Below are 21,224 nucleotides of genomic sequence, written 5' to 3'. Positions count from 1 at the left end.
AAAAGAGGTTTCTTTTTGAAATTTCCATGACAGAAGATTCAGAAGAACTTCGACATAAGTTTTCCATAGAATTGCGAAATAGAATAGCAGAACTCCATAAGCGCCTGACTGAAGAAGAACAGATCTCCCAATCAAAAACGATTGAAAGTAAGGACTTGAAACGAGAGCTTGCAACAGTGTGCCTGCAAGTAATTAATCAAGCAGAAAAAGAAGGAATTCCAATCAAAGCAACGGCTTGTCTACTTGGTGGATTTCCGTTTTATCAGTATGGAGATTCCCTCGATCATGTATTTAGATTACTGCACGAAATCGACATGCAGGATGAATTTTTCTCAGAAGTGAGAGAAAGATCGCTGCTAGAAAAGGCAAAAGAAAATTTTGTCCGCTATATTGACTCAACTGTCTAATAATCTTGGACTTCACGGCGCAATTCTTAAAAACAGAGCTGCAGTTCTCATTGTTACCCGCACTCAAAGTGGGTTTATCAGATACAGCAGTTGACTGAAACCACCGCTACCGGCAGACCTACTGATAAGCATGCAGAGCATCGGATTATTCGCAAACCGCCAGCGCGAAGACTAGCGGGTATCAGATTGAATTCCCCATTCACTGGTCTTATAAATTAGAATGGAAAATCTCTTTTCCGAGGGATAAGAAGGTTTATTTTGAAGATGAGGGATGATTCTGGTCACTAAGACTGGATGAGTTTCACCATTATTAAACTGTTAGTCTTGTACAACTTCTTGAAGAATGGTATAAAATTGCTCGCTAGAAATACCTGGGCTCTGACCATATTTGGTTGGGGCCCTTTTTTGTGAAATGTGTATATTCCTGTTGACTATTAATTTAGAAAATGTACACTCAACTTTATTGTTAGGGATAATCTAGCACGGAAGTGGTATTTCTAGCGACCTACCATAGACCGCTCTGGTACATCTCTCTTATCAGATCATGTCATCTTTCTATTCATATGATGACAGTACCCCAAACAACTTAAGGAATGGGGCTATGGCTTATTACATCTACAAAGACATCTCTGGACAATGGCGTTGGAGATATGTGGCTGGAAATAACAGGATTATCGCTGTTTCCAGTGAGTCTTATTTCAACAAAGCTGATTGTCAAAATGCGGTTGAAATAATGCGAAGAAGTTGGGAATCAGAGGTTTTCTATCTATCTCCCTAATCTTCATCAGTCATTTCTATTCTCTCTATAGACTCTGGCGGTCCATACCCCCACCGAACATTAGAGAGAATAGTTTGACAGCGCCTTAATTGTACTTTTAACCGAGTGTCGAGGACCGGAGTCAAGGCTTCACAGAATTGAGGTAGGATCCTATCCAGTTCTGCGAGGTCATCTTCAGAGATCTGATGTAATTTGCTCATGCGCGTGTTTTAACAAAAAATACTTGGTAACGCGAGATCAAATTTTTGGGGGTCAAATCATGCACGTAACAGAATCTCAGCACGTAAAAGGTTATAAAAACCTGATGCACAAGTGGAGCGAATATCTCTCAGACTTCAAGGACTATGCAAATATTCGATGCGAAGGCTGTTTTTTTGAAAATGACAGTGAAGAAGAAAAGAAAGAGAACAAATTAAGGAATCAATTTACTTTCTTTCTTTATGGTTATCAATGTTCGATACAACTTAGAACAAAACTGGAATCAGTTGAGTTCATTGTAAAAAATATCTGTCTTAATAGAGAGAAAATATTTCAACTAAATATTCACCTTTATTTTGATCACAATGAAAAAGAATATTCGCTTCAGCATGGCCTTCATGAAAATGACAGTGTTTCATTTTTAATTATTAATATGATCGAAGAAACAATTAATCAATAATCTAATTCTACTTAGAAAAGAGTAGAGATGAGTTTTCCGAGTGCAGATTTAGTTTCCGCTGTTTACCAGCTATTACCTGGATTTATCACTGCATGGATTTTTTATAGCCTAACAGCTCATCCGAAAAAGTCGCCTTTTGAACGCACCATTCAAGCACTGATATTTACTGCAATAATTAAACTCTTGGTACTTCCACTTAGTTGGTCTTTTATTTGGCTGGGATCATATGGGTGGACTATTGGTGTTTGGAATCAGGACACTTCATTTATTGTTTCTGCGTTCTTCGCAATAGCATTGGGTTTTCTGTTTTCTTATTTTGCTAATACTGGGATATTACATGCGAACCTTTTCCCTCTAATCAGTGCAACAAAAAGAACATCACATCCGTCAGAATGGTTTAGCGCATTCAATGAAGATAAGTGTTTTATCTACCTCCATTTTAAAGACGGTAGGCGCCTTTTTGGTTGGCCTTATGAATGGCCTGATCACCCTGATGAAGGGCACTTTGTTATTCTAAGACCCGAATGGATTTTAGAAGATAACCAACGGGCTCCTCTTTCACTTACTCTGAAAATGCTAATTCCAGCCAAGCAGGTAAGAATGGTGGAATTTGAGAAAGACGAAAATGATCCAACTTACGACCTTGACCAACTGCAGAAATCAACAGAGCTCTTACTGAATCTTAGAAAAGATGATGATGAATAGAATTAGAATCAGTTCATACTAATTAAATGAAAAGTGAAGAACTAAAATTATTTAGTTTGAATCAAGATAAGATTGCAATATTCAGAGAGTCATCAAATGGGGCTTCTCCAGGATATTTTAATCAACTTGTGACAGTGAATTCGATCCTAGCATGCCTTCATTTACTAAAGAAATATAAAGGAGATTTTAATGGGAAGTAAAAAGCCAACACCTCCACCACCACCACCTAAAGAGAATATGACTCAGTCTGGTGATGGGCAATCAAAAGCAGGAAGAAATGGTGGACCACCCAAAAATGTAACTAATGAAGCGCGACCAACCTCACCACCGCCACCGCCACCACCAAAAGATAAGTAGGAGTTAAGATGAGCGAAAAACAACAACCAAATCCGGCAGAAAACGCTCATGAGGGGCACGATGGTCCTCAGTTTGTAGAGAATGGATATAATGGGCCACCACCTAGTCCTAGGGCAGATATGAGACCAGTCTCTCCACCTCCTCCACCACCTAAAGATAAGGGAAATTCACAATGACAAATAATGAATCTGAAAGAAATATTAACGATATTCAAGCAGTTCCAGACCCTTCTAGAGATATAAGAACCGGATATAATGGGCCACCTCCAGAGACAACAAATGAGGCTAAGCCAGCATCTCCACCACCTCCTCCCGTAAAAGATAAATAATCTTTTTACAGGAGAAATCTAGCAAGACAGATCTCTTGAAATATGCGCTGGTTATTACGATGTTTGCGACGGAGAAGGTATGCCTAAGCTGTTTAATCTCACTGATTCAAATGTTGGAAATAACATCATAACCTAAGAAAAAATCAAGCAGGCCAGAATTGTTTTGAAGTGTATGTTTTGTATTGCAAATTGGTTCGACTTCTTGAATCTCGAAGTCTAATCAATAGATATTTAGCTGAACGCATAATTATTTGAGGAAATTTGAAATGGCAGAAGTAACCTATCCCTGTTATTGGCAGAAAAAAGACAACAAAAAGCAGTGGTACTGGGTTTACTACGCAAAAAATGGAGAAGCAATTTCACGAAGCAGTGAAAGTTATGTCAAACGTTCAGACTGCTTACATTCAATTGAATTAATGAAGAACTCATCGGATGACTCAGTTTATTATGACAAGGATTAATAAATAAACATTCCAGGAAAAACTGGTATCCCTTCTGTTAATTTATCTGAATCATCGTCGCAAGGCAGTAGCAGTTTTCAACTGGTCCTTAATTTTCTCCATGCTGAAAAGTGAATGCTGATCTTTGCACGGTACAACAGATTGTTTGAAATGCAGGGTATTTATTTGCCCGGATTGTTTCTGAGACAAGTTCTGCGGGATGGATCGCGATCACAGGTCCGTTGAGCGAACACACACTATTCAGCGTAACCGTTTTTAAACTCGCCATGTACTCTGTCCTTAGAAAAGAGGTAAACCAAGAATCGCATCCATTCTTAATTCAGATTTAGCAAGAAAATTTCTGATTCACTGGCAGCAACCACTCACTCCTGCCCAGTTAAGCTACCAGGCCGGCTTAGAAACCAAGCGGTGCGCAGATTTAGTCAGAAGCCTTTCTCGAAAAGAGTTACTTTATTGCATCAATCCTGAAGCCAGAATTGGCCGCCTCTATTGGCTCACAAATCCTGGCTGTACACTTCAAAACAGAAACCGAAAAGAACAGAAGCTTTCCCTGTTCAATCACTCTCTCCCATCAATCAACTGGTCTCTTTATGGCAAACTTTGTTTTAACCATCGTTCTGCTGTTATCAAAACGCTTTCAATTCCGTTGCAGCCAGCCGAAATCAAACGCAAATTAAGAATTGAATATCCAAGCATTCATATTAACGCAGACAACGTGCGTGACATCATCCGGTTTTTCAAAGATCAAAAAATCGTTCAAGCAGTCTACTTTAAAAAGAAAACCTATCCGAAGTACGAACTGACACAAATGGGAAAACAGTTTAAAGAACTCTTGAGACGAGCGGAGGTGAAAATTCGAAACTGAAAGCAGGCTTGAACAGCTATGTAAAGACATCATTAAAAACATTGATAGACATAGTGATGAGCCAAGCAATTTTGTAGCTGCGGAAATAGAACTCGTTTTAGAACATCTCAATCGTTCCAGAAAAACAACTTCAAGCCTAATTGATCGACTGGAACTGGTGCGTGAACCAATTGATAATCGGCTGTTAAATCTTAAAAGACAGCCAACTGAATACTCACATTCCATCTGGATTGACCGGGACAAAATTCGCGGGCAGCTGATGCACACCAAAGTCAGACTGGAAACTCAAAGGCAAAGAGTGATTAAAGAGCATGAAAAGGAAGTTCAGCATTTTGAAGAGCGACTACTTTCACTGCTTCATCAACATGAACAACTACGATAAGAATGACAGAGATTGAAATACTACTTAGAAAACTGGAACCACTCATACCAGAACGAGTAAAAAAATGGCGAAAGACCTTGGACTTTGCAAATCCTGAATTAAGGGATTTAGTACATCGCCAGATACTTCACACTGCTCACTCCGTTTTGGGAGATTATCAAAAGAAACTTTTGCTCTCACTCCCTCCGGAAAAAATAGCAAAAGGCAATCTCCATCTTGGCACTGTTATTTATGAGCAACCAAAATGGCAGTTTGCTCTTTCTAAAAATGAACTGAACCAAAATCTTTCAATATTTGGTCGTTCAGGTGCGGGAAAAACAAACGTTGTATTTCACATTTTAAAGCAACTTGTCTCTCAAAAAATCCCATTCCTCTTTTTGGACTGGAAGAGAACCGCCCGCCATCTTCTTCCATTGTTTTCTGATAACGTTGAAGTTTTCACGCCAGGAAGAAATCTTTCTCCCTTTCCCTTTAATCCTTTGATTGTTCCCTCTGGTTTAGAAAAGTCCGTTTATTTAAATCAGGTCGTTGATGTGCTGGCTTCAGCCTATGTGCTAGGTGAAGGAGCCAAAAGCATTGTACATAAAGCACTCATTGCCAGTTTTAAAAAAGAAAAAGCTCCTTCGTTTAAGACTGTCTTGGAAGCAATTGAATCCATGCAAACAAAAGAACGGGCAACAGGCTGGAAATTAACTGCCAAAAGAGCCATCGAAAGCGTTGCTGCATCTTTTAAATCCGTTGATGCAGAAGCGCAAGAGCAGTTCACGAAATCGCTGCTCAAACAGAATACGATAATTGAACTCGATGGTTTGTCGCAAAGTGCCAAGAAATTTTTAATCCCATTATTGTGTTCCTGGGTTTATTCCGTACAGATGACAAACCAGAATCGAGAACAACTGCAATTTGTTGTGGTCTTCGAAGAAGCTCATCATGTATTGTACAGGCAAGAGCACAGAAGTAGCGAAACTCTTATGAACCAGCTTTTACGGCAAGGACGAGAGCTAGGAATTGGCTGTATTGTCGTTGAACAGCATCCACATTTAATTTCCAGTGCTGCGTTAGGAAACTGCTACACGACTATCTGCTTAAACCAAAAAGATCCAACCGACATTAATAAAGCGGCAGGTCTGTCGTTAGTGCATGATTCAGATAAACACCATTTTAGCATGCTGCCTGTTGGTCAGGGAATTGTGAAATTACAGGATCGCTTCCGCCAGCCATTTCTTTTGCAATTTCCCTTGGTTGACGTGACAAAGGGAGTCATGACTGATTCAGTGCTAAAAGAGTACATAAAAAATGCCAAGAGTTTCCGAGAGCGTAGATTTTTTACACAGGATTTGGCGAGCAATTCCCGAGAGCGTAAAATCACTGCTTCCGTCGATAAAAGACGGTTTTTCTTGAATGATATAGGTATGGAAAATAGTCCGTTTCAATTATTAGAAGATGTTGTTCAGTTCCCTGAAGATGGTCTGAATAAACGATATAAACGATTGAAACTGAGTGCTGAAAACGGTCACGCATTCAAAAAGAAATTACTTGAGATGAATCTTGTGACGCAAGGTTCAGTAAAGACTGGGAAAACATCCAAGCTCGTTCTTTCTCCGACGACAAATGCCAAGAAACTATTACTTGGTACAGAAGGCATTGATGGACGCGCATCACTCCAACATGAGTATTGGAAAAAGTGGTGTGCCAAAATTTTTGAATCGTTTGGCTACTTCACTCAGTTTGAGTGGCTGAGAACAGCAGGTGACAATTCTGGTCGAATGGATGTTTTAGCCTGGAAAGCGTCCGAGAGCGTTAAATCTATTGCTCTTGAGATTGAGACCGGTAAATCTGATGTTGTTTCAAACGTGAAAAGAGATCTGCTTGAAGGGATGCAAAAAGTAGTTGTTGTTGCAACGGATGAAAAAGCATATCAGAAAGTAGAACAGGCACTAAATTCTGCTGGTTTGTTGATGCCAGGTATAGTTGAAATCATCCTACGAAATTCATTTGATGATTTTCACCTATTAACTCGACATGTGCCAAACCTTCAAAAAGAAATATTTAGTGGTGATGTCATTAGGCTACTCAAAGATATTGTTCAGTTTCCCGATGATGGAGTTTTTGCACGCTATCAGCGTCTGGGTTTTGATACGAAGAAAGGCAATCGACTGAAAAACTTATTGATTGAGAATAGTCTGGTTGAGCCTCAAAAAGTGCAATCGGGCAACGCTTTCATACTTCTACTTCAATTAACTGACACTGCTAAAAAGCTGCTCAGTCAGTGTGAAGAGAAAAGTGGCACAATTAGAGACAAAGCTACAGAAATGATTCCATCCAGAAAGAGGCTAGGCAGAAGGGAATGGCTTGCTGCAGGAGTGCCACAGCCTGACACATGTATTGAGATGCTGCAAGACTCAACCGATGTTGTTTCTAGGGTGCGGAATGATTTGGCAGAAGGATATAAGAAAATAGTTGTAGTTGTTCCTGATAAAAAAATATTGGAGAAAGTTCGTGAGGAGCTAAGTGAAATCGGATTGTTGAAACGTATTAGAGTTTTGGTAAGTGGACAATTTTGAAAAAAGCTATTGCAAGGAACCAATATGCACTAGAAACCACAAAAAACAGTGGACACAAAATCATTGTAGTTTAGAATACGTTTACATTGTTAAATGCTGGTAGTGCTGTGGCTCAAGTTATCTCCAATTAGAAGAGTGGATATTAGGTACATGAAACATAGTCCACAATTTGGAATTGGTGCATCAGTTTTACAACCCACTACTTTTTGCAATTTAGACTGTAGTTATTGTTACTTAACTGAGAAACACAAAAAAATATTGATGAAACCTGATATACCTCAGAGGCTATCAGATTTCATTCAAAGAAATATAACTTCTGAAGAGTTTAAGATAATTTGGCATGCTTCTGAACCACTTGCAATGCCATTGGATCAATTTAAAAAATTGCATAAACCCCTGGCTTGCGAAAAATTTAACATTAGAGTTCGACACAATATCCAAACAAATGCAACCTTGCTCAATTCGTCATGGTGTGAATTTTTAAAAAACGAAAATTTTGAAATTGGAGTTAGTGTCGATGGTCCTTTGGAACTGAATAGAAAAAGAAAATATAGGAGCGGAAAAGAATCTTTTAATTCAACCATGCGGGGTATTGATCTCTTAAAACATTTTGAAATACCTTTTGCAACCATCTCAGTAATCGGAAATGATTCATTGAAACATGCAGCAAAGATTTATCATTTTGTCAAAGGAATTGGCAGTCGCTGCATGTGCATAAATGTGGAAGAAAAAGAAGGGGCTAATAAAGGAAATTTAACTCCAAGTGTAAGGGTCGAGAATTTTTGGAAAGAATTAGTAGAAATATGGATGTCAGATGATAAGCCTATCAAAGTCCGTGAGATCCAAAACAATTTGGAAGCGATGTCATCAATGTTGGCTGGTGATTCAGCGAATGGAGTCACTATTGGAAAGAAAATTGACTTATTCCCCTCTATTGCTGTTAACGGCGATGTAGTCCTTTTATCACCAGAGTTGCTGAATGCAGAAAGAAAGAACACAACTAATGAATTTATAGTTGGAAATCTACTTTCTTCAGATTTAAGTGATATTTTAGCAGTTGGAATGAACTCACGTTACGTTAAAGAATATTTAGAAGGTATTCAGAAATGTTCAAGAGGATGTGACTATTTTCAAGTATGTGGTGGCGGTCAGGCTAGTAATAAATATTTTGAAAATGGCAATCTAAATACATCAGAAACAGCGTATTGCAAAAATCATAAACAGACCGTGATTGAAGCTATTTTAGACTCCATCGTAACTAAAAATGAATGAAAGACAAAAAATGAAAAAGCTAATAAATCGAATTAAAGAGTCTGAAAAAGAAATTGAAAAGTGTCGAACAAGGATAGGGCATGGAAATGATTTTGCAGAGAAAATTACTGATCTTGACACTGGTCAGTCTGCAGGTGAAAGGCTTATAGAGTTATTTCCTAATGATTGGCCTAACAGCACTTTCAAAAATGTTTGGAATGATTTTTCGAATGTTGACTTTCCATGATGCAGATTACAGTGGATTTCTGTCATTAATTACTTTGAGTTATTGAGTTTTTTTGATGGATTGAAATGTGAAACGCATGACTTATTTCTCTACACGTAACTACCGGTCCATCTGGCCTGTATTCACAGGTGATCAACATTATTCGAGCGCCAATGAGCGTGTGGACCTTTCAAGAATAGCGTCGTTTAAAGTCTAATAAAACTACATTTCTCTTAGTATCGAGAGTGCTTCTAACGTAATTCTAGGATCACTTAAGCAAAAGACTATTTTTCGATCTCTTATTCTTTTAATTAACTGATTTGTATGATTGTTTAGTTGAGATGTAGGATTTTGAATTGGTCTCTTTATAAGTCCTGATTCCATAGCAAGAATTCCACACGGAAATCCGCCCCTCACAAGCATCTCGCTAACTTCATTTCGCTCGCTTGCTGATGCTTTTTGAAAGGATAAAGTCTCATCTACAACTTTTCGAGCTGGATTAAAGGCAGAATCAAGTAGTAAATGAGATATCTCATGAAATAGTACTCCTAAATCAGTCTTATTCAGCTTGGTGCTCATTTTAGGGAAATTAGTAGCTCTTAAAACAATCAAAGGTTTCTCATTCATGAATGCTGTTCCACTACTAATGTTTAATCCAAAATTAGGAGTGACTGAAATATTCAAGGTTGAAATCTTTTTTCCTTGGCAATAGCTCTTTTTAATAAGAGACAAGCAATTTTTAAACATCTTCTGTTTTTTAAGAGATGTCAGAGTTTCAATTTTTTTCTTTAAGCAATGTTGTATTAGAGCATATTCATCCTGAAAAGAATTCCAAAACTGCTTAGTGGTTATCCAAGCCAAATTACGTAATTCTGCTGAATCGATATTTTTTAATTTCAATTTGACTTCTTGAATTGAATGAGAGTTGTGAAAAATATGCTCAAGCTCCCCCCATTTAAAATCGGAACTCGCTCTTCCAAATTCATTGAGAATTATCCTGTCTTGTTTGGTTTGGACACATTTAGAAATGAACCATTCAGCATTGTCGGAAAGATGATATCCCGGAAGATTGCTAATTGAAGAGAGAAGGAGATCTAAAAAAATACCGCTCTGTGACAAATTGAAATTGATTTCCACATAACAGTATATTTTTTTTGTTATTAAATGTTTCTTCTAACTTAAGGTATAAGTATTTGTCTTCACGTCATGACTCATCAAATGTGAAGTGCAATTATCCAATTATGCTGGTAAGAGGTTGTTCATGACACAGGTTAGATATAGGAGCATCACAAAGTCTAAAATCACAAATACTATCGTATTATATGCATAGGGAAAAAACTGACATCGTCTGAGGGGGAAATAATATTTGAGCAAGAACTTCATATAAATCTGCAGTTTACAAAATTAACATCATTGAAGTTCGAACATCAACCTGACAGATGGAAATCAGTTTTACGAAATGATATAACATCCCCTCCATTAATTATATTGGCGTCACAGGTTCCTAGTGGCATAGACTATAGAGATCTTTTGATCCGAGAGAATATTGTGGAATGCTTTTTCGATCAGCCAAATAATGTCTTTATCCATGACACTAAACTCGACACCAAACCCATCATAAAAGACACTAAACGACACTAAACCGTGGGGTATTTTGAAAAAGCCAGAAAAAAACAAAAGCCGCAACCCAATATGAGTTACGGCTTTAAAAATACGCCCGGGTGGATTCGAACCACCGACCTACGGATTAGAAGTCCGTTGCTCTATCCAGCTGAGCTACGGGCGCTTGTGTTTCTAAAGGACCCTTTTGAGGCGAAATCAGTTCGCTTTTTGAGTCCTCTTGAACTGGTGGGCGATTTTAACTTGAAAGTGCTTTCATTCTCAATACTTACAACGCCGATTGCAGGGCCGGATTTCAAAAAAACTGGAGAGTTCTTTCTCCCAGTCCTGCAAAAGGGGCGAAATGTCAGACTGGGTTGACTCTATTTCCCCGGTTTTGCGGGAATTTTCGGCGTGAGCAGGGTCTGTGCATCACGCAGCTGTTTGACGTCGATCGGGTCCTCGGTCGTCCATTGACTGACTTCCGGCATATGCACCATCGCAAACGAGGTCTGCAGCGGGTAATTGCAGATGCAGCCGGTGGAAAAACAGGGGATGCTGAGCAAGCCGTTGGCGGCGACCAGACTGTTGCTGCACCCCGAACGCAAGTTTCGCAGACTGAATTCCTTCTTCTTGTCCATATCGACATACGCGGCACAGTTATTTCGTAAGAACAAGAGATTCTGATTGCCCACCGTATAATTACAGCCACTGCGCTTGAAGAGGGGGGACGATGAAAGCTGTTTGCCGTCCAAGAGGTCGTATTTGATACCCGCCTGATTGATAAACGAATCATCGTACAACAACAGCGGTTGCAGGCCAATCGGCTTCTCCCAGACCTTTTCGCCCGTGGCTGCGTTGATCGCCTGCATCTCTTTCAGCTTTCCTGTGTAAAGAAACTTCGATTGATACGAGTAAGCGGCCCAGTCATCATAGGGACGAATCGCCAGCGGGCCGCGACCGGTCATTACTCGATGTCCATATTCACGCTGGTACTTCCATTTGACCGATCCATCGGCGGCATCGAGGGCCAGAATTTCGGATGGGAATTTCTCCGGAGCGGTGCCACGTCGCTGCAACTGATCGGCCTTCAAGGGGGCCATTGAATCGATACAGAACACGAGCCCTTCGCCAATCACGAGCGAATGGATATTGAACCGTTCCTTTGCGATTTTCGACCAGAGTTGTTTTCCGGTCGTGCGATCAAAGGCGACAATCGTTTTCGCATCCCACAATCCGGTTTCGATCGCAGGGTGACTATGACCTTGGGGCAGATCAAATCCGACGGCGATCAGAATCAGGGGATCGGAGACGCGTACATCGACTACACCCGGTACGCCGGTCAGTTTTGGATCGAGTTGACAGGGGAGCGTCTTGATCACGGAACCATCTTCCGGGTTGAGTATCAGACATTCGGCATTACGGCCGACAATGATGGCATCGGGTAGCGTCGCATAGCGGACGATGGTCGTATCGGTATCGAATTTCCAGAGCAAGCGTCCGGTATAGGCGTCGATTGCCGTGAGTCGTTTAGCCCGATCATCAAAGGCAACCAGACGACCGCCGGCAACCTGCGGTTTCACACCGCGACCGTAATCTTTGAATTTGTGAAAGCCGTAACCGGGGCCATCGCCGTACCAGAGAATTCCCAGCGGCGATTTGACCAGCTTGTCACGCGAAAAATAGGAGCGAGCAGCATCCGAACATTCGTGCGTCCAGTCAGACGAACCGGGCAGAGCCCCCTGACGTTTGAGAATGACCAGATCGTTCTGTCGTTGCACTTTCCAATGTGTCTGGTCCAGACTGTCGGTCGTCTTTTCAATTACATCCCGATTGGCATCATTCACCGTCAGGCAGGCGACGCCCCCATATGGACGAACTACATTCAGCTTCTCTGTCAGCGCAACGGCATTCTTTGCGACAGGCGTCTGATCAATGACCAGATCGGCCAGGTAGTGCGGTAGCGGGAAGGTGTCGGGATCGGCATGAATGATCTGGATGTCCCTGCCATACATGTCAACATCAAGGAATTTCTTTCGCAGTCGACTGACTCGCGCGACGTCGTCTTCAATCACGATCAGGCGCGCCCTGGCAACCTGCAGTAATGCTTCCGGCAGCGACTCGGACTCCAAGCCTCGTATCACAATATAACCCGGTTTCACAGAACCATCAAAACCCAATTTGACAGAACTCGCATCCAGATATTTGAATGCAAGGTGGTTATCTTCCTCTGAAACTCTCGGTAGAGGCACATGCACTCGTTTGTACCACTTATTTTTCGGTGGTTGTGTCTGAAAGCAGTGCAGATCTCCATTGAGACAAGTAACGATGAGCCGTTGATTCGCGGCGATCAACGAGCCGACCGTCTGTGTCAGTTTGTGTTGCCAAACGATTTTGGCCGATTTTCCGTCAGATGCGATCTCAGCTGCGAAGAGGATTGGACCGACATGCCCATACAACGTATTGCCCGCTTTAATGACGGAATGCGTATCGCCTTTACCCAGTTTCGTGTCCAGTTTCCAGAGCAGGGGGGCTTCCCATTTGGCCGGCTTGACGGTTTGCGCGCCATGTTTTTTCTCATACAGACGTTTCTGTGCTTTCGATAAATCGTAAGCGTACACGATGCCCTTTTCGACGCCGTAGCAGATGCCCTGGTCATAAACAGAACGGTAGCTGCAGCCGGGCATCATCTTGTAGGCATCGAAGGGACCTTCGAACTGATCCCGTTTCGGCGTGCTCCAGGATTGCGGTGCGTCTTTGCCGGCATCGACCCAGCGATTACCCACTTCTCGTCCGTCGGCCAGATTGACGACGCCGGAATGTCCGACCAGCAGCACATCACCGGCTGCCATCACGCGCGAATCACCGTTGCGATATCCCTGCACGTAATAGTGCATCTTCCCGGTTTCAGGATCAATGCGGGCAGGCATGGAGCGTCCGTTGGGTACGATCAGTTTTTCGTCGGCAATCAGACAATAACCTTGAGGCGAGAGGCCGGCTTCGTGCAGGTAGTTATGATCGATGCGGACATTTTTCAAAAACTGAATTCGCTGATTGATCCATTTCCGTTTGCCGGTTTCAATCTCTACCGCGCTCAAGTAGGTACCCATGGAAGGCCAGATTCCGGCACCGAAAAACACAATACCGTCCTTTACAACCGGCGCCCCGCGGACGGGCCAATAGGAAATCAAACGATCATTGCCCAGATGCCAGCGTTGTTGATGTGTGTCAGGGGCGCCACTGATCTTCCAGCGGAGCATACCATCGGTCAGTTTCAGACAATACAGATTGCCGTCATCGGAGCCAAAGATCACATTTTCGCCTGATACCACTGGTGCAAACCGGATGGGGCCGTTGCTGAAATATTTCCAGGACTCCTCACCTGTCTGCGCATCAAAGGCAGTCAGACTTCCATCCCGGGGCGATCCGATCAGAATCCGATCACCCACAGAAACCGGTTCATAAGCCAGATCGTACTGCAGCCGTTCTTCATTCGGCCAGGCCACCTGATGCTTCGGCAGGTGACGCGACCAGCTTAATTGCAGCTCCGCCGGTAAGACTTCCTCAATCACCGCTGTTCGCTCGACATTTCCCCGCCACATCGGCCAATCGGCGGCTTCGGCGCGACTGTTACCAATACTAATCAGACAGGCGAAGAGGCAAAATGTAATTTGTTTTTTGAGTTGGTTTATCATGCTTCTTTTTCGGATGAAAGTAATCGATGATTGGCAGGTCGAATCTTTTTTTCAGTCCCTCATCGGGCCTGTTTCACTAGTTCATGAATCCGGTGGATCAGAAGTTCTTCAGTCCCTTTGGCCCAGGGGCCCGGTTGATTGTAATAAATCATGGAGAAATCATATTCATAGCCGCCTTCCTCCCGCATGCGTTCTGATGCCACATAACCAAACACATCATTGGCATACGCGGTCACCCAGACGGAATCGGTTTTGATTTCCTGCTTGAGCCGCAACGCATAGTCGACGACAACTTCGCCTCCGAGGAAAACCATGGTCAGCTGCTTCCCGAATTTCCAGACCTGAACCGGAGCCGGGTACGTTTCAGGCAATTCACCTGCCGTTTTAATAATCGCCAGCATATTTTTCGCATGTTGTCTGACCTGAGGTCGCGGATGCTCTAAAGCCTGTTTCAAAGCACTTTCCAGAGGCGCATCGATGGGCAAGTTGGCAAAGCCAAATGCGGTCTTTAGTTCCGCCTTCAATTCTTCTGCCGGCTGTTTCAGGAGCCGATTGACTTCCAATGCAATTGCACGCCCATGACCAATTGCCAAATCTTTCGCAACGTCTCTTTTCCCTCGCACAGGATTTTGATCAGCGCCACAACCAATCGTACAGACGGCAACGATATCCCCGTGCTGTTCTTCAATGTATTTCGCTGCATAGCCGGCCCAGTCTCCGTTCAGGCGATTGTAATCGCTCCCAAACGTTGTGCAGTGGCAGGCGTAGTTGAAGATCAGACCACGCAACTTACCGGCTTCGTCGGTTACCTTGAGGACCGGCAGACTATGATCGACAGGGCCATCCGGATTCACACCAAAGCCGGTCCACTTTCCGTCCTTCAACACACGCCGATTCTGCGCGAAGCCGACTTTCCCCGTGACCAGCGACATTGTTCCCGGACGCAGATTTTGAATCGCTTCGCCCACCGTCTTTACAACGCGTGCTTCAACGCTGTTCCAGTATTTCTGCGCCGCCTGTTGTTCTGCTTCGGTCATCGGCGTTGAAAATATATTTGACAACCCTTCCATCGGCTGTGGTGAAGTATGTGAATGCGTACTGCAAACCATGAGCTGATCGCGGTTCATGCCATGCTTCTGTTTGAGTTGCTGCGCGATACGATCAACAAACGAGGCGGCAAAGCCAATCGAATCGAGCGAGACCAGCGAACAGATCTTTTGATCGGGCGTCTGAATGGCAATCGCACGAATATAAAGCGGTTCATCAACGCCCTCGTAGACTTCGGCACGATTTCCATAACCAGACAGTCGCAAGGGAACTTCCGGTGTGATGTCTGTTTTCGCAAAGCCATACGAATAAGGGGCATCAGCGGCCTGAAGCTGAGAGACAAGCCCCATTCCTGAAACGAAAACAAGCAGACAGCATAGAACGCATTTTTGCATCAACAAAAGCATGGGAATCTCCTGGAAGCCAGACACAATTCTCGACAAGACGACCTTGAAGGGGTCTTTCATTCAATTATGGCATAAATATTTGCCGATGTGAACCAGCTTGTAGCATGTTCGTTCGCAGCTTCCCGAATTTTCACTCACACAATTTTAAAGAACAAAGCCCATCGATGCTATGTCGTCGCGCCAGCAAAACACAGATCAACGGGCTTTGTCATACAGCAGACCTTTGAATCCCTCTTTTTTGTCTGCTCTATCGTTTTGATTTATGAATTTTTCAAATACAGAATTCACAATTGATTCTTTTAGCAGATCTTGAATTCTCTTGCGGTTCTGTATATCTGTATTACATACCGTTATTTGAGGCTTAGGAATACACTTTGATTCAAGCGGTCACTCTTACTGCCGAGTAATTTGAGCTGCTTGTTGAAACTGCTTAAAGGGAGTCTGAAATCGTGCCCGAAGTGATCGCAACTTGTCCGCACTGTCAGAAAAAATTGAAGCTCAAGAGTGAAAAAATGCTCGGCAAAAAAGTGAACTGTCGCAATTGCGATACGCCTTTTGTTCTGAAAGCAGAGAGCTCCCAAAAAACAAAGTCATCACGTAAAAGACAACCATCGGCGTCCGAATCAGACTTTGACGATGCTTACGATTCATCACAGATTCGAGCACGTCGTTTACGAAAACGCAAAGGCAGTTCCAGCACAAAAAGTAAACCGCAAGAGTCTTCGAAAAAAAAGACAGCCTCCAAGGAGGGAGATGCGAAACTGCCGCTTCCGCTGCTGATTGGCGGGAGTATTTTGGGCATGGCGATCATGGCGGGACTGGGCTACTTCGTCTATTCAAAGGGAAGTACTTTGAATCCGGGGGGCGCTGCCAACAATAATGTTGTGGCACCGGCAAAATTTGTCAAATTTGAACCCGAAGTCGGCGATTTTGGCTGTGAATACCCCGAAGGCTGGACAGAGAAAAGCGGGGGCGGTCAGGGAGGCGTCCAAAGCTGGGCCAAGTTTATTTCTCCAGATGAAAGCACCACGATTTCCATTCGCGGAAATATGACAGGATCTGCTCTGGGAGGTGCAGGGCTGGCAATGAATCAGGGTGCGGACGACGACATCGAACCGCCGGTTGTTGATATCCATCGTTTGATGAAGCGAAAGTTTTCCGATGATTACTCTAACTATGAAGAGATCGGCAACTTCCAGTTGTTTAAAAGCAAGATGGGGGATACGTGCAGTTCGATTTTCACGACCAAAAGCTTTCTCGGCGGCAAACAAAAAGGATTACGTGTCACATTCCTCACCGGCCGCGTCCAGTTCAATCTGATCTGTCTTTGCGACGAAGGCCTGTTTGACAAGATGCGTCCTGCCTTTGACCAGGTCGTGCAGACCATTCACGAGAAGTAAGTCACGTCGATCGCTAACCCCAGTTCCAGGCAAACCGTTTTTTGAAGTGGTGATAATACAGGCCGATCATGCGCAGCGCCACAATTTCCATATACATAATGACCGGAAGCATAAAAATAAGTCCAACGATCCCAAGTTCTGGTGCAGTGTAAACAGTAAAGTAATAGACTGCCGCGGTGAGAAACATTGCGCCTGCTGTAAAGAAATAGGCAGCTATCGTCTTGAAAATTGTCACGATCATCAGATCGATACGGAAAACGGTCTCGAATCCTCCCACAGCCACACATAAGGCGAGAATGGGCCAGAAAAACAGACCGGCACTATAGAGAACGACCAACACTCCCAATTGAGTCGCGCTTAATAATTCTGATAGTTCCCGGATGTCAAACCCCAACAGAGCAACTTTCAAAAGCACTGTCAATTCAAAATTCACGGCGAAAGCCAGGAACAAAATCGCCGGAAAATGGACGAGCAACCAGGTCGCCATCCACTGCAGCATCGGAATAAAGTAGCCCTCTTCAGGAGCCAGCTCCGGCAATTCCTTCCGTCCCGTGGCCGCTTCATAAATCACGCTAAATCGATAATTGCTATACCAACCCAGGATAATCAGCCTGCCAATGGCCCCTAAACCTGCTGCAAAAGGCAAAATAATATCCTTGGCAAACAGCAGCCCCCAAATCATCATAAATGTAAACAAATTGGCAGGATCCAAGAGAAACAGAAACGTCTGCATCAGGTCTTGCGTGTAGTTATTTTCCTTTTTCTTAGCCACGGGGCTATCTTCATCCCCTTGGTATTTTTCCGCTTTGACCATCGGTTTACGGACGGGCCGTCGAATGGATTTTGATTTCGATTCCAGTTCGACCGCATCGGCGAGCAGATTGGAGAAGCCGTCGTCGTCATCCCCATACTCAACTTCCGGCTCCGGAATTTTGATCGATTCCCCACACTCTTTGCAGCGCAACTTCTTCCCTGCTGCTTTATCAGGGGCTTTGTAGTTCTTCCCGCACATCCCACAGCTTACTTTGATCGTCATCCTGCTCACTCAGAAAAGGGGGTAACTCGGCCAATATGCTCAGGTGGACTCTGTCACAACGCTCAAACAAGGCCGATGGTTCAAACCGATTTGCAAAATTCGTTTGTATAGAGGGTACTCAATGCCACGCCTGAGTGCGATCGTTTTCACTCCCGAAAAACCGAGTTCACACAAAGTCCTGTCCGATTTCTGTTCTACATCATGAAGTGACACAGATCCTATTTTAAAGAGATCAAAAACAATTTTGCCAACAATTAATATTTCGACAATACAATTTTTAAACAAGCCTGATAAAAAGCACCACAACTTGACTCAAAACAACTTCCCCTTCCGGTGCGATGCATGTGTTTGATGTCTTCCTCCAGCCTGAGCTGTGCCAAATTCGTGAAATGAGAATTCGTTTCACCCGCCAAAATGTCCTCACTTTTAACAATCAATCCTCCAGGGAGAGAAACTCGTGCTGTTTAAACATCGAAGAAGAAACGGATTTACTCTGATCGAACTACTGGTCGTCATCGCTATCATTGCGATTCTGATCGCGCTCCTGCTGCCCGCAGTGCAACAGGCCAGGGAAGCCGCCCGCCGCAGTTCCTGCAAAAACAACCTGAAACAGATTGGGATCGCCATGCACAACTACCATGACGTGCATAATACGCTGCCTCCCGGTTACCTGGACGATGACCCGGCCGCCAATGTGACAAACCACAATCTGCTCGGTTGGGGAACATTCATTCTGCCCTACATCGAGCAAAGTGCCCTTTATAATTCGATCGCTGAAGTCGGTGCGCTGGATAACAACTGGACTACCATCAGCGAGATGACCACCGCCAGTGCGACTGTACCCACTCCCTATTCCAAAGTGGTTTTGAAGGCCTACATTTGCCCTTCCGATCCCATGGGCGGCATCAATACGGACGTCGGCAATTATGGAAAATCCAACTACACTGGTGTCGCCGGGAATACTTACAAGAGTTCCGGCTCCTCCAAACCAACCGGTTCATTTTATGATAACTCCAGTGTGCGATTCCGCGATTACCGCGACGGGCTCAGCAATACGATCATCATCGGTGAGCGTGGAACCGAAGGCACCAAAAACGGCACGATCTGGATCGGCAACTATTCCGATGCCGCCTACTACACACAAAATGCGATCGCGACCAACAGTGCCTACTATGGAATCAACGGCACTGCGGGCTCCTGGAACTTCACCAGTTCACACACGGGAGGCTGCCACTTCCTGCTGGGTGATGGTGCCGTCCGCTTCCTCAGCGAAAACATCGATCTTAACAAGTATCGCGACCTGGGATTTATCGCAGATGGCAACGTAGTGGAACTGCCATAATCCACTTTTCCATTCCGAACCTGTTCAACCAGTTGCGTCGACTTTGACAAACGGCGCAGCTGGTTCTTTCCTGATCCTCCTCCCCCAAGTCTGAAATGACACCTATGAAAACCATTGCACTCTGTTTACTGACACTCACACTCATCGGCTGCACCAATAGTACTCCCGCTGCACCTGAAGTCAGCCCCGGCCTTACCGAAGCCCAACTAGTTCCCACACTCCAGAAAATCGCCGAGACCGGCAAATATGATGACGTCTTGCAAGACCTGACCGTCGGTCTGGAAAACGCCGGCCACATGCAACAGGCGGTCTCCGTACAGAGCTTTCAAGAACTGTCTGATCCGGAAGAAGTCAAGAAATTGGCTGCGAAAGTGGTGAAGACGCTGGAGAAGTGAGATTATTGAATCGTGTCGCTTCTGTTATTTTTTCTCGATCAGTTTTTCGAAAACCGAAAGTGTAATCTTATTTTTTTCTGTCAAGGCGATCAACTTTCCATCTGGAGTAATAGCCATTTTATTTCCAGGCTGTGAAAGATCGATAGTCTGTTTTGTAGACAGTTTCAACAATTTCGCTTTTCCTCCCCGTGAAGCAGTCCCCAGCCAGTGGTTATCGGGCGAGAAGATTACAGAATCGAGTGGTTCTCCTGAACCGTTTTGCTGCAACTTCAATTTTCCTGTTTTTGTATTCCAGACTTGGAACTGCCATTTTCGAATTCCAAAGAGACCACCCCCGGCGGCAACCAGGTGACCATCATGTGAGAAACCAACTGAGAGAATTAGCATTTGATCCTGCTGGGTGAGAATTCGATTGGTTCCAGCCTCGATATCCCAGAGTCGCACTGTCCTGTCCATTCCCGCACTCACCAGCAATTGACCGTCTGGAGAATATTGCACGCACATTACCGAATCAGTATGCCCCTTCAAACCCGTAACTTTTTGACCTGTAGTCACTCGATAGAGACTGATTAAGGACTGCTTGCTTTCTTCATTCCCCTGTAATACTCCGACAGCAAGAACAGAACCATCAGGCGAAAAGTGCAACGCTCTGACAGGCCCCTGAATGACTTTTATATTTACTTGACGCGACCAGTCAGAAACACGCCATATTTGAACAGTCCCATCATAGCTACCTGTGGCCAGCAATTTACCATCTCCAGAAAAGTCTACACTACTGACACCATCCTGATAGCTATTGAAGGTTACAAGCTGTTTTCCATTTGAGACATCCCATACAATCGACTGGCCCGGATCAGGATCCTGAAGTAAACCACGAAACCTGCCATAGGCAACTGCTAACATCTTTCCGTCAGGTGAGAAGGCTAAATCACTGATTATGTTATTATTAGCATTTGGATCTGCGGGAATCACCAGGCACTTCGCATGGCCATCATGCACACGACATAAACCCGCCTGATCATCAGCAAACACCCGGGCAATGCTGACAGTCAGCCACAACGCGACTTGTAAGTGGAGTTTCAACATTCTGATACATCCCTTGAAAGTAGTACTCCTCATGGATCATGAGAATCCTGGAAACACTTAACATCAATTTTAAAAAGGTTGAAACCAGGCATACAAATTGAATTCTCAAAAAAAATCTCAAACAAGCAGATAAATGAAAAGGACTTGGATCGAATCTTTTATTCACACTTCTTTGCTTTATTGCTGGACCCCAAGAGGTTATAAAAGAAAGCATTCCATCAGAATCGATTCTCCC

General features: G+C 43.8%; 17 protein-coding genes and 1 tRNA gene. 12 read left to right on the top strand and 6 right to left on the bottom strand.

The genetic code is table 11. The features are described from left to right. Positions 1 to 26: 26 nt before the first annotated feature. The 9 genes from Pan241w_RS12520 (at position 27) to Pan241w_RS12485 (ending at position 9,003) form a co-directional block, all read left to right on the top strand. Entirely contained in the window at positions 27 to 407 is a 381-nt protein-coding gene (locus Pan241w_RS12520) for a hypothetical protein (RefSeq protein WP_145215940.1), read from the top strand. 544 nt (positions 408 to 951) lie between these two features. Next, complete coding sequence (locus Pan241w_RS30030) at positions 952 to 1,185, top strand: YegP family protein (RefSeq protein ID WP_390621010.1); 234 nt, start codon at positions 952 to 954, stop codon at positions 1,183 to 1,185. A 259-nt stretch (positions 1,186 to 1,444) separates the two neighbouring features. Then, positions 1,445 to 1,843: a hypothetical protein gene (locus Pan241w_RS12510; protein WP_145215934.1), complete on the top strand. Its 399-nt coding sequence runs from the start codon at positions 1,445 to 1,447 to the stop codon at positions 1,841 to 1,843. Between the two features lie 27 nt (positions 1,844 to 1,870). After that, entirely contained in the window at positions 1,871 to 2,548 is a 678-nt protein-coding gene (locus Pan241w_RS12505; RefSeq protein ID WP_145215931.1) for a DUF6338 family protein, read from the top strand. 529 nt (positions 2,549 to 3,077) lie between these two features. After that, complete coding sequence (locus Pan241w_RS29385) at positions 3,078 to 3,233, top strand: hypothetical protein (RefSeq protein ID WP_198000492.1); 156 nt, start codon at positions 3,078 to 3,080, stop codon at positions 3,231 to 3,233. A gap of 266 nt (positions 3,234 to 3,499) precedes the next feature. Then, complete coding sequence (locus tag Pan241w_RS12500) at positions 3,500 to 3,694, top strand: YegP family protein (RefSeq protein WP_145215928.1); 195 nt, start codon at positions 3,500 to 3,502, stop codon at positions 3,692 to 3,694. A gap of 1,249 nt (positions 3,695 to 4,943) precedes the next feature. After that, positions 4,944 to 7,505, top strand: a complete 2,562-nt coding sequence (locus tag Pan241w_RS12495; protein WP_145215925.1) for an ATP-binding protein — start codon at positions 4,944 to 4,946, stop codon at positions 7,503 to 7,505. A gap of 150 nt (positions 7,506 to 7,655) precedes the next feature. After that, positions 7,656 to 8,777: a radical SAM protein gene (locus Pan241w_RS12490; RefSeq protein ID WP_198000491.1), complete on the top strand. Its 1,122-nt coding sequence runs from the start codon at positions 7,656 to 7,658 to the stop codon at positions 8,775 to 8,777. Positions 8,778 to 8,787: 10 nt separating this feature from the next. Further along, positions 8,788 to 9,003, top strand: coding sequence for a hypothetical protein (locus tag Pan241w_RS12485; protein ID WP_145215919.1), 216 nt, complete (start codon positions 8,788 to 8,790; stop codon positions 9,001 to 9,003). A gap of 201 nt (positions 9,004 to 9,204) precedes the next feature. Here Pan241w_RS12485 and Pan241w_RS12480 read toward each other — a convergent pair whose 3' ends face one another. The 4 genes from Pan241w_RS12480 to Pan241w_RS12465 form a co-directional block, all read right to left on the bottom strand. After that, entirely contained in the window at positions 9,205 to 10,119 is a 915-nt protein-coding gene (locus tag Pan241w_RS12480; RefSeq protein WP_145215916.1) for a hypothetical protein, read from the bottom strand. A 575-nt stretch (positions 10,120 to 10,694) separates the two neighbouring features. Beyond that, positions 10,695 to 10,768 (bottom strand) — tRNA-Arg (locus Pan241w_RS12475). 196 nt (positions 10,769 to 10,964) lie between these two features. After that, positions 10,965 to 14,276, bottom strand: a complete 3,312-nt coding sequence (locus tag Pan241w_RS12470) for an outer membrane protein assembly factor BamB family protein (protein WP_145215913.1) — start codon at positions 14,274 to 14,276, stop codon at positions 10,965 to 10,967. Positions 14,277 to 14,335: 59 nt separating this feature from the next. After that, entirely contained in the window at positions 14,336 to 15,730 is a 1,395-nt protein-coding gene (locus tag Pan241w_RS12465) for a neutral/alkaline non-lysosomal ceramidase N-terminal domain-containing protein (RefSeq protein WP_198000490.1), read from the bottom strand. 449 nt (positions 15,731 to 16,179) lie between these two features. Here Pan241w_RS12465 and Pan241w_RS12460 point away from each other — a divergent pair, with 449 nt between their 5' ends. Next, positions 16,180 to 17,130 (top strand): zinc ribbon domain-containing protein, encoded by a 951-nt coding sequence (locus tag Pan241w_RS12460; protein WP_145215907.1) that lies wholly within the window; start codon positions 16,180 to 16,182, stop codon positions 17,128 to 17,130. 13 nt (positions 17,131 to 17,143) lie between these two features. Here Pan241w_RS12460 and Pan241w_RS12455 read toward each other — a convergent pair whose 3' ends face one another. Beyond that, positions 17,144 to 18,166, bottom strand: a complete 1,023-nt coding sequence (locus Pan241w_RS12455; protein WP_145215904.1) for a hypothetical protein — start codon at positions 18,164 to 18,166, stop codon at positions 17,144 to 17,146. A 457-nt stretch (positions 18,167 to 18,623) separates the two neighbouring features. On the opposite strand from Pan241w_RS12455, the gene Pan241w_RS12450 reads away from it, so the two are divergent. Both Pan241w_RS12450 and Pan241w_RS12445 read left to right on the top strand, forming a co-directional pair. Next, the gene (locus tag Pan241w_RS12450) at positions 18,624 to 19,508 is read left to right on the top strand and encodes a DUF1559 domain-containing protein (protein ID WP_232107436.1); all 885 of its coding nucleotides are present in this window, start codon (positions 18,624 to 18,626) and stop codon (positions 19,506 to 19,508) included. 104 nt (positions 19,509 to 19,612) lie between these two features. Then, on the top strand, positions 19,613 to 19,903 hold the full coding sequence (locus tag Pan241w_RS12445) for a hypothetical protein (protein WP_145215901.1): 291 nt from the start codon (positions 19,613 to 19,615) through the stop codon (positions 19,901 to 19,903). Positions 19,904 to 19,927: 24 nt separating this feature from the next. Here the strand turns inward: Pan241w_RS12445 and Pan241w_RS12440 are convergent, their stop codons facing one another. Then, positions 19,928 to 20,935, bottom strand: coding sequence for a WD40 repeat domain-containing protein (locus tag Pan241w_RS12440; protein ID WP_198000489.1), 1,008 nt, complete (start codon positions 20,933 to 20,935; stop codon positions 19,928 to 19,930). Positions 20,936 to 21,224: the final 289 nt, after the last annotated feature.

This window comes from Gimesia alba (assembly GCF_007744675.1).
GTDB lineage: Bacteria > Planctomycetota > Planctomycetia > Planctomycetales > Planctomycetaceae > Gimesia > Gimesia alba.
Note: the sequence above shows the minus strand (reverse complement) of the source record. Positions and strands in the feature narration are given on the sequence as shown.

Excerpts from the sequence above, each read along its gene's own strand:
- Pan241w_RS12520 (WP_145215940.1), top strand. The coding sequence starts at position 27 with ATGACAGAAGATTCAGAAGAACTTCGACATAAGTTTTCCATAGAATTG.
- Pan241w_RS30030 (WP_390621010.1), top strand. The coding sequence starts at position 952 with ATGTCATCTTTCTATTCATATGATGACAGTACCCCAAACAACTTAAGG.
- Pan241w_RS12510 (WP_145215934.1), top strand. The coding sequence starts at position 1,445 with ATGCACGTAACAGAATCTCAGCACGTAAAAGGTTATAAAAACCTGATG.
- Pan241w_RS12505 (WP_145215931.1), top strand. The coding sequence starts at position 1,871 with ATGAGTTTTCCGAGTGCAGATTTAGTTTCCGCTGTTTACCAGCTATTA.
- Pan241w_RS29385 (WP_198000492.1), top strand. The coding sequence starts at position 3,078 with ATGACAAATAATGAATCTGAAAGAAATATTAACGATATTCAAGCAGTT.
- Pan241w_RS12500 (WP_145215928.1), top strand. The coding sequence starts at position 3,500 with ATGGCAGAAGTAACCTATCCCTGTTATTGGCAGAAAAAAGACAACAAA.
- Pan241w_RS12495 (WP_145215925.1), top strand. The coding sequence starts at position 4,944 with ATGACAGAGATTGAAATACTACTTAGAAAACTGGAACCACTCATACCA.
- Pan241w_RS12490 (WP_198000491.1), top strand. The coding sequence starts at position 7,656 with ATGAAACATAGTCCACAATTTGGAATTGGTGCATCAGTTTTACAACCC.
- Pan241w_RS12485 (WP_145215919.1), top strand. The coding sequence starts at position 8,788 with ATGAAAAAGCTAATAAATCGAATTAAAGAGTCTGAAAAAGAAATTGAA.
- Pan241w_RS12470 (WP_145215913.1), bottom strand. The coding sequence starts at position 14,276 with ATGATAAACCAACTCAAAAAACAAATTACATTTTGCCTCTTCGCCTGT.
- Pan241w_RS12465 (WP_198000490.1), bottom strand. The coding sequence starts at position 15,730 with ATGCTTTTGTTGATGCAAAAATGCGTTCTATGCTGTCTGCTTGTTTTC.
- Pan241w_RS12455 (WP_145215904.1), bottom strand. The coding sequence starts at position 18,166 with ATGACGATCAAAGTAAGCTGTGGGATGTGCGGGAAGAACTACAAAGCC.
- Pan241w_RS12445 (WP_145215901.1), top strand. The coding sequence starts at position 19,613 with ATGAAAACCATTGCACTCTGTTTACTGACACTCACACTCATCGGCTGC.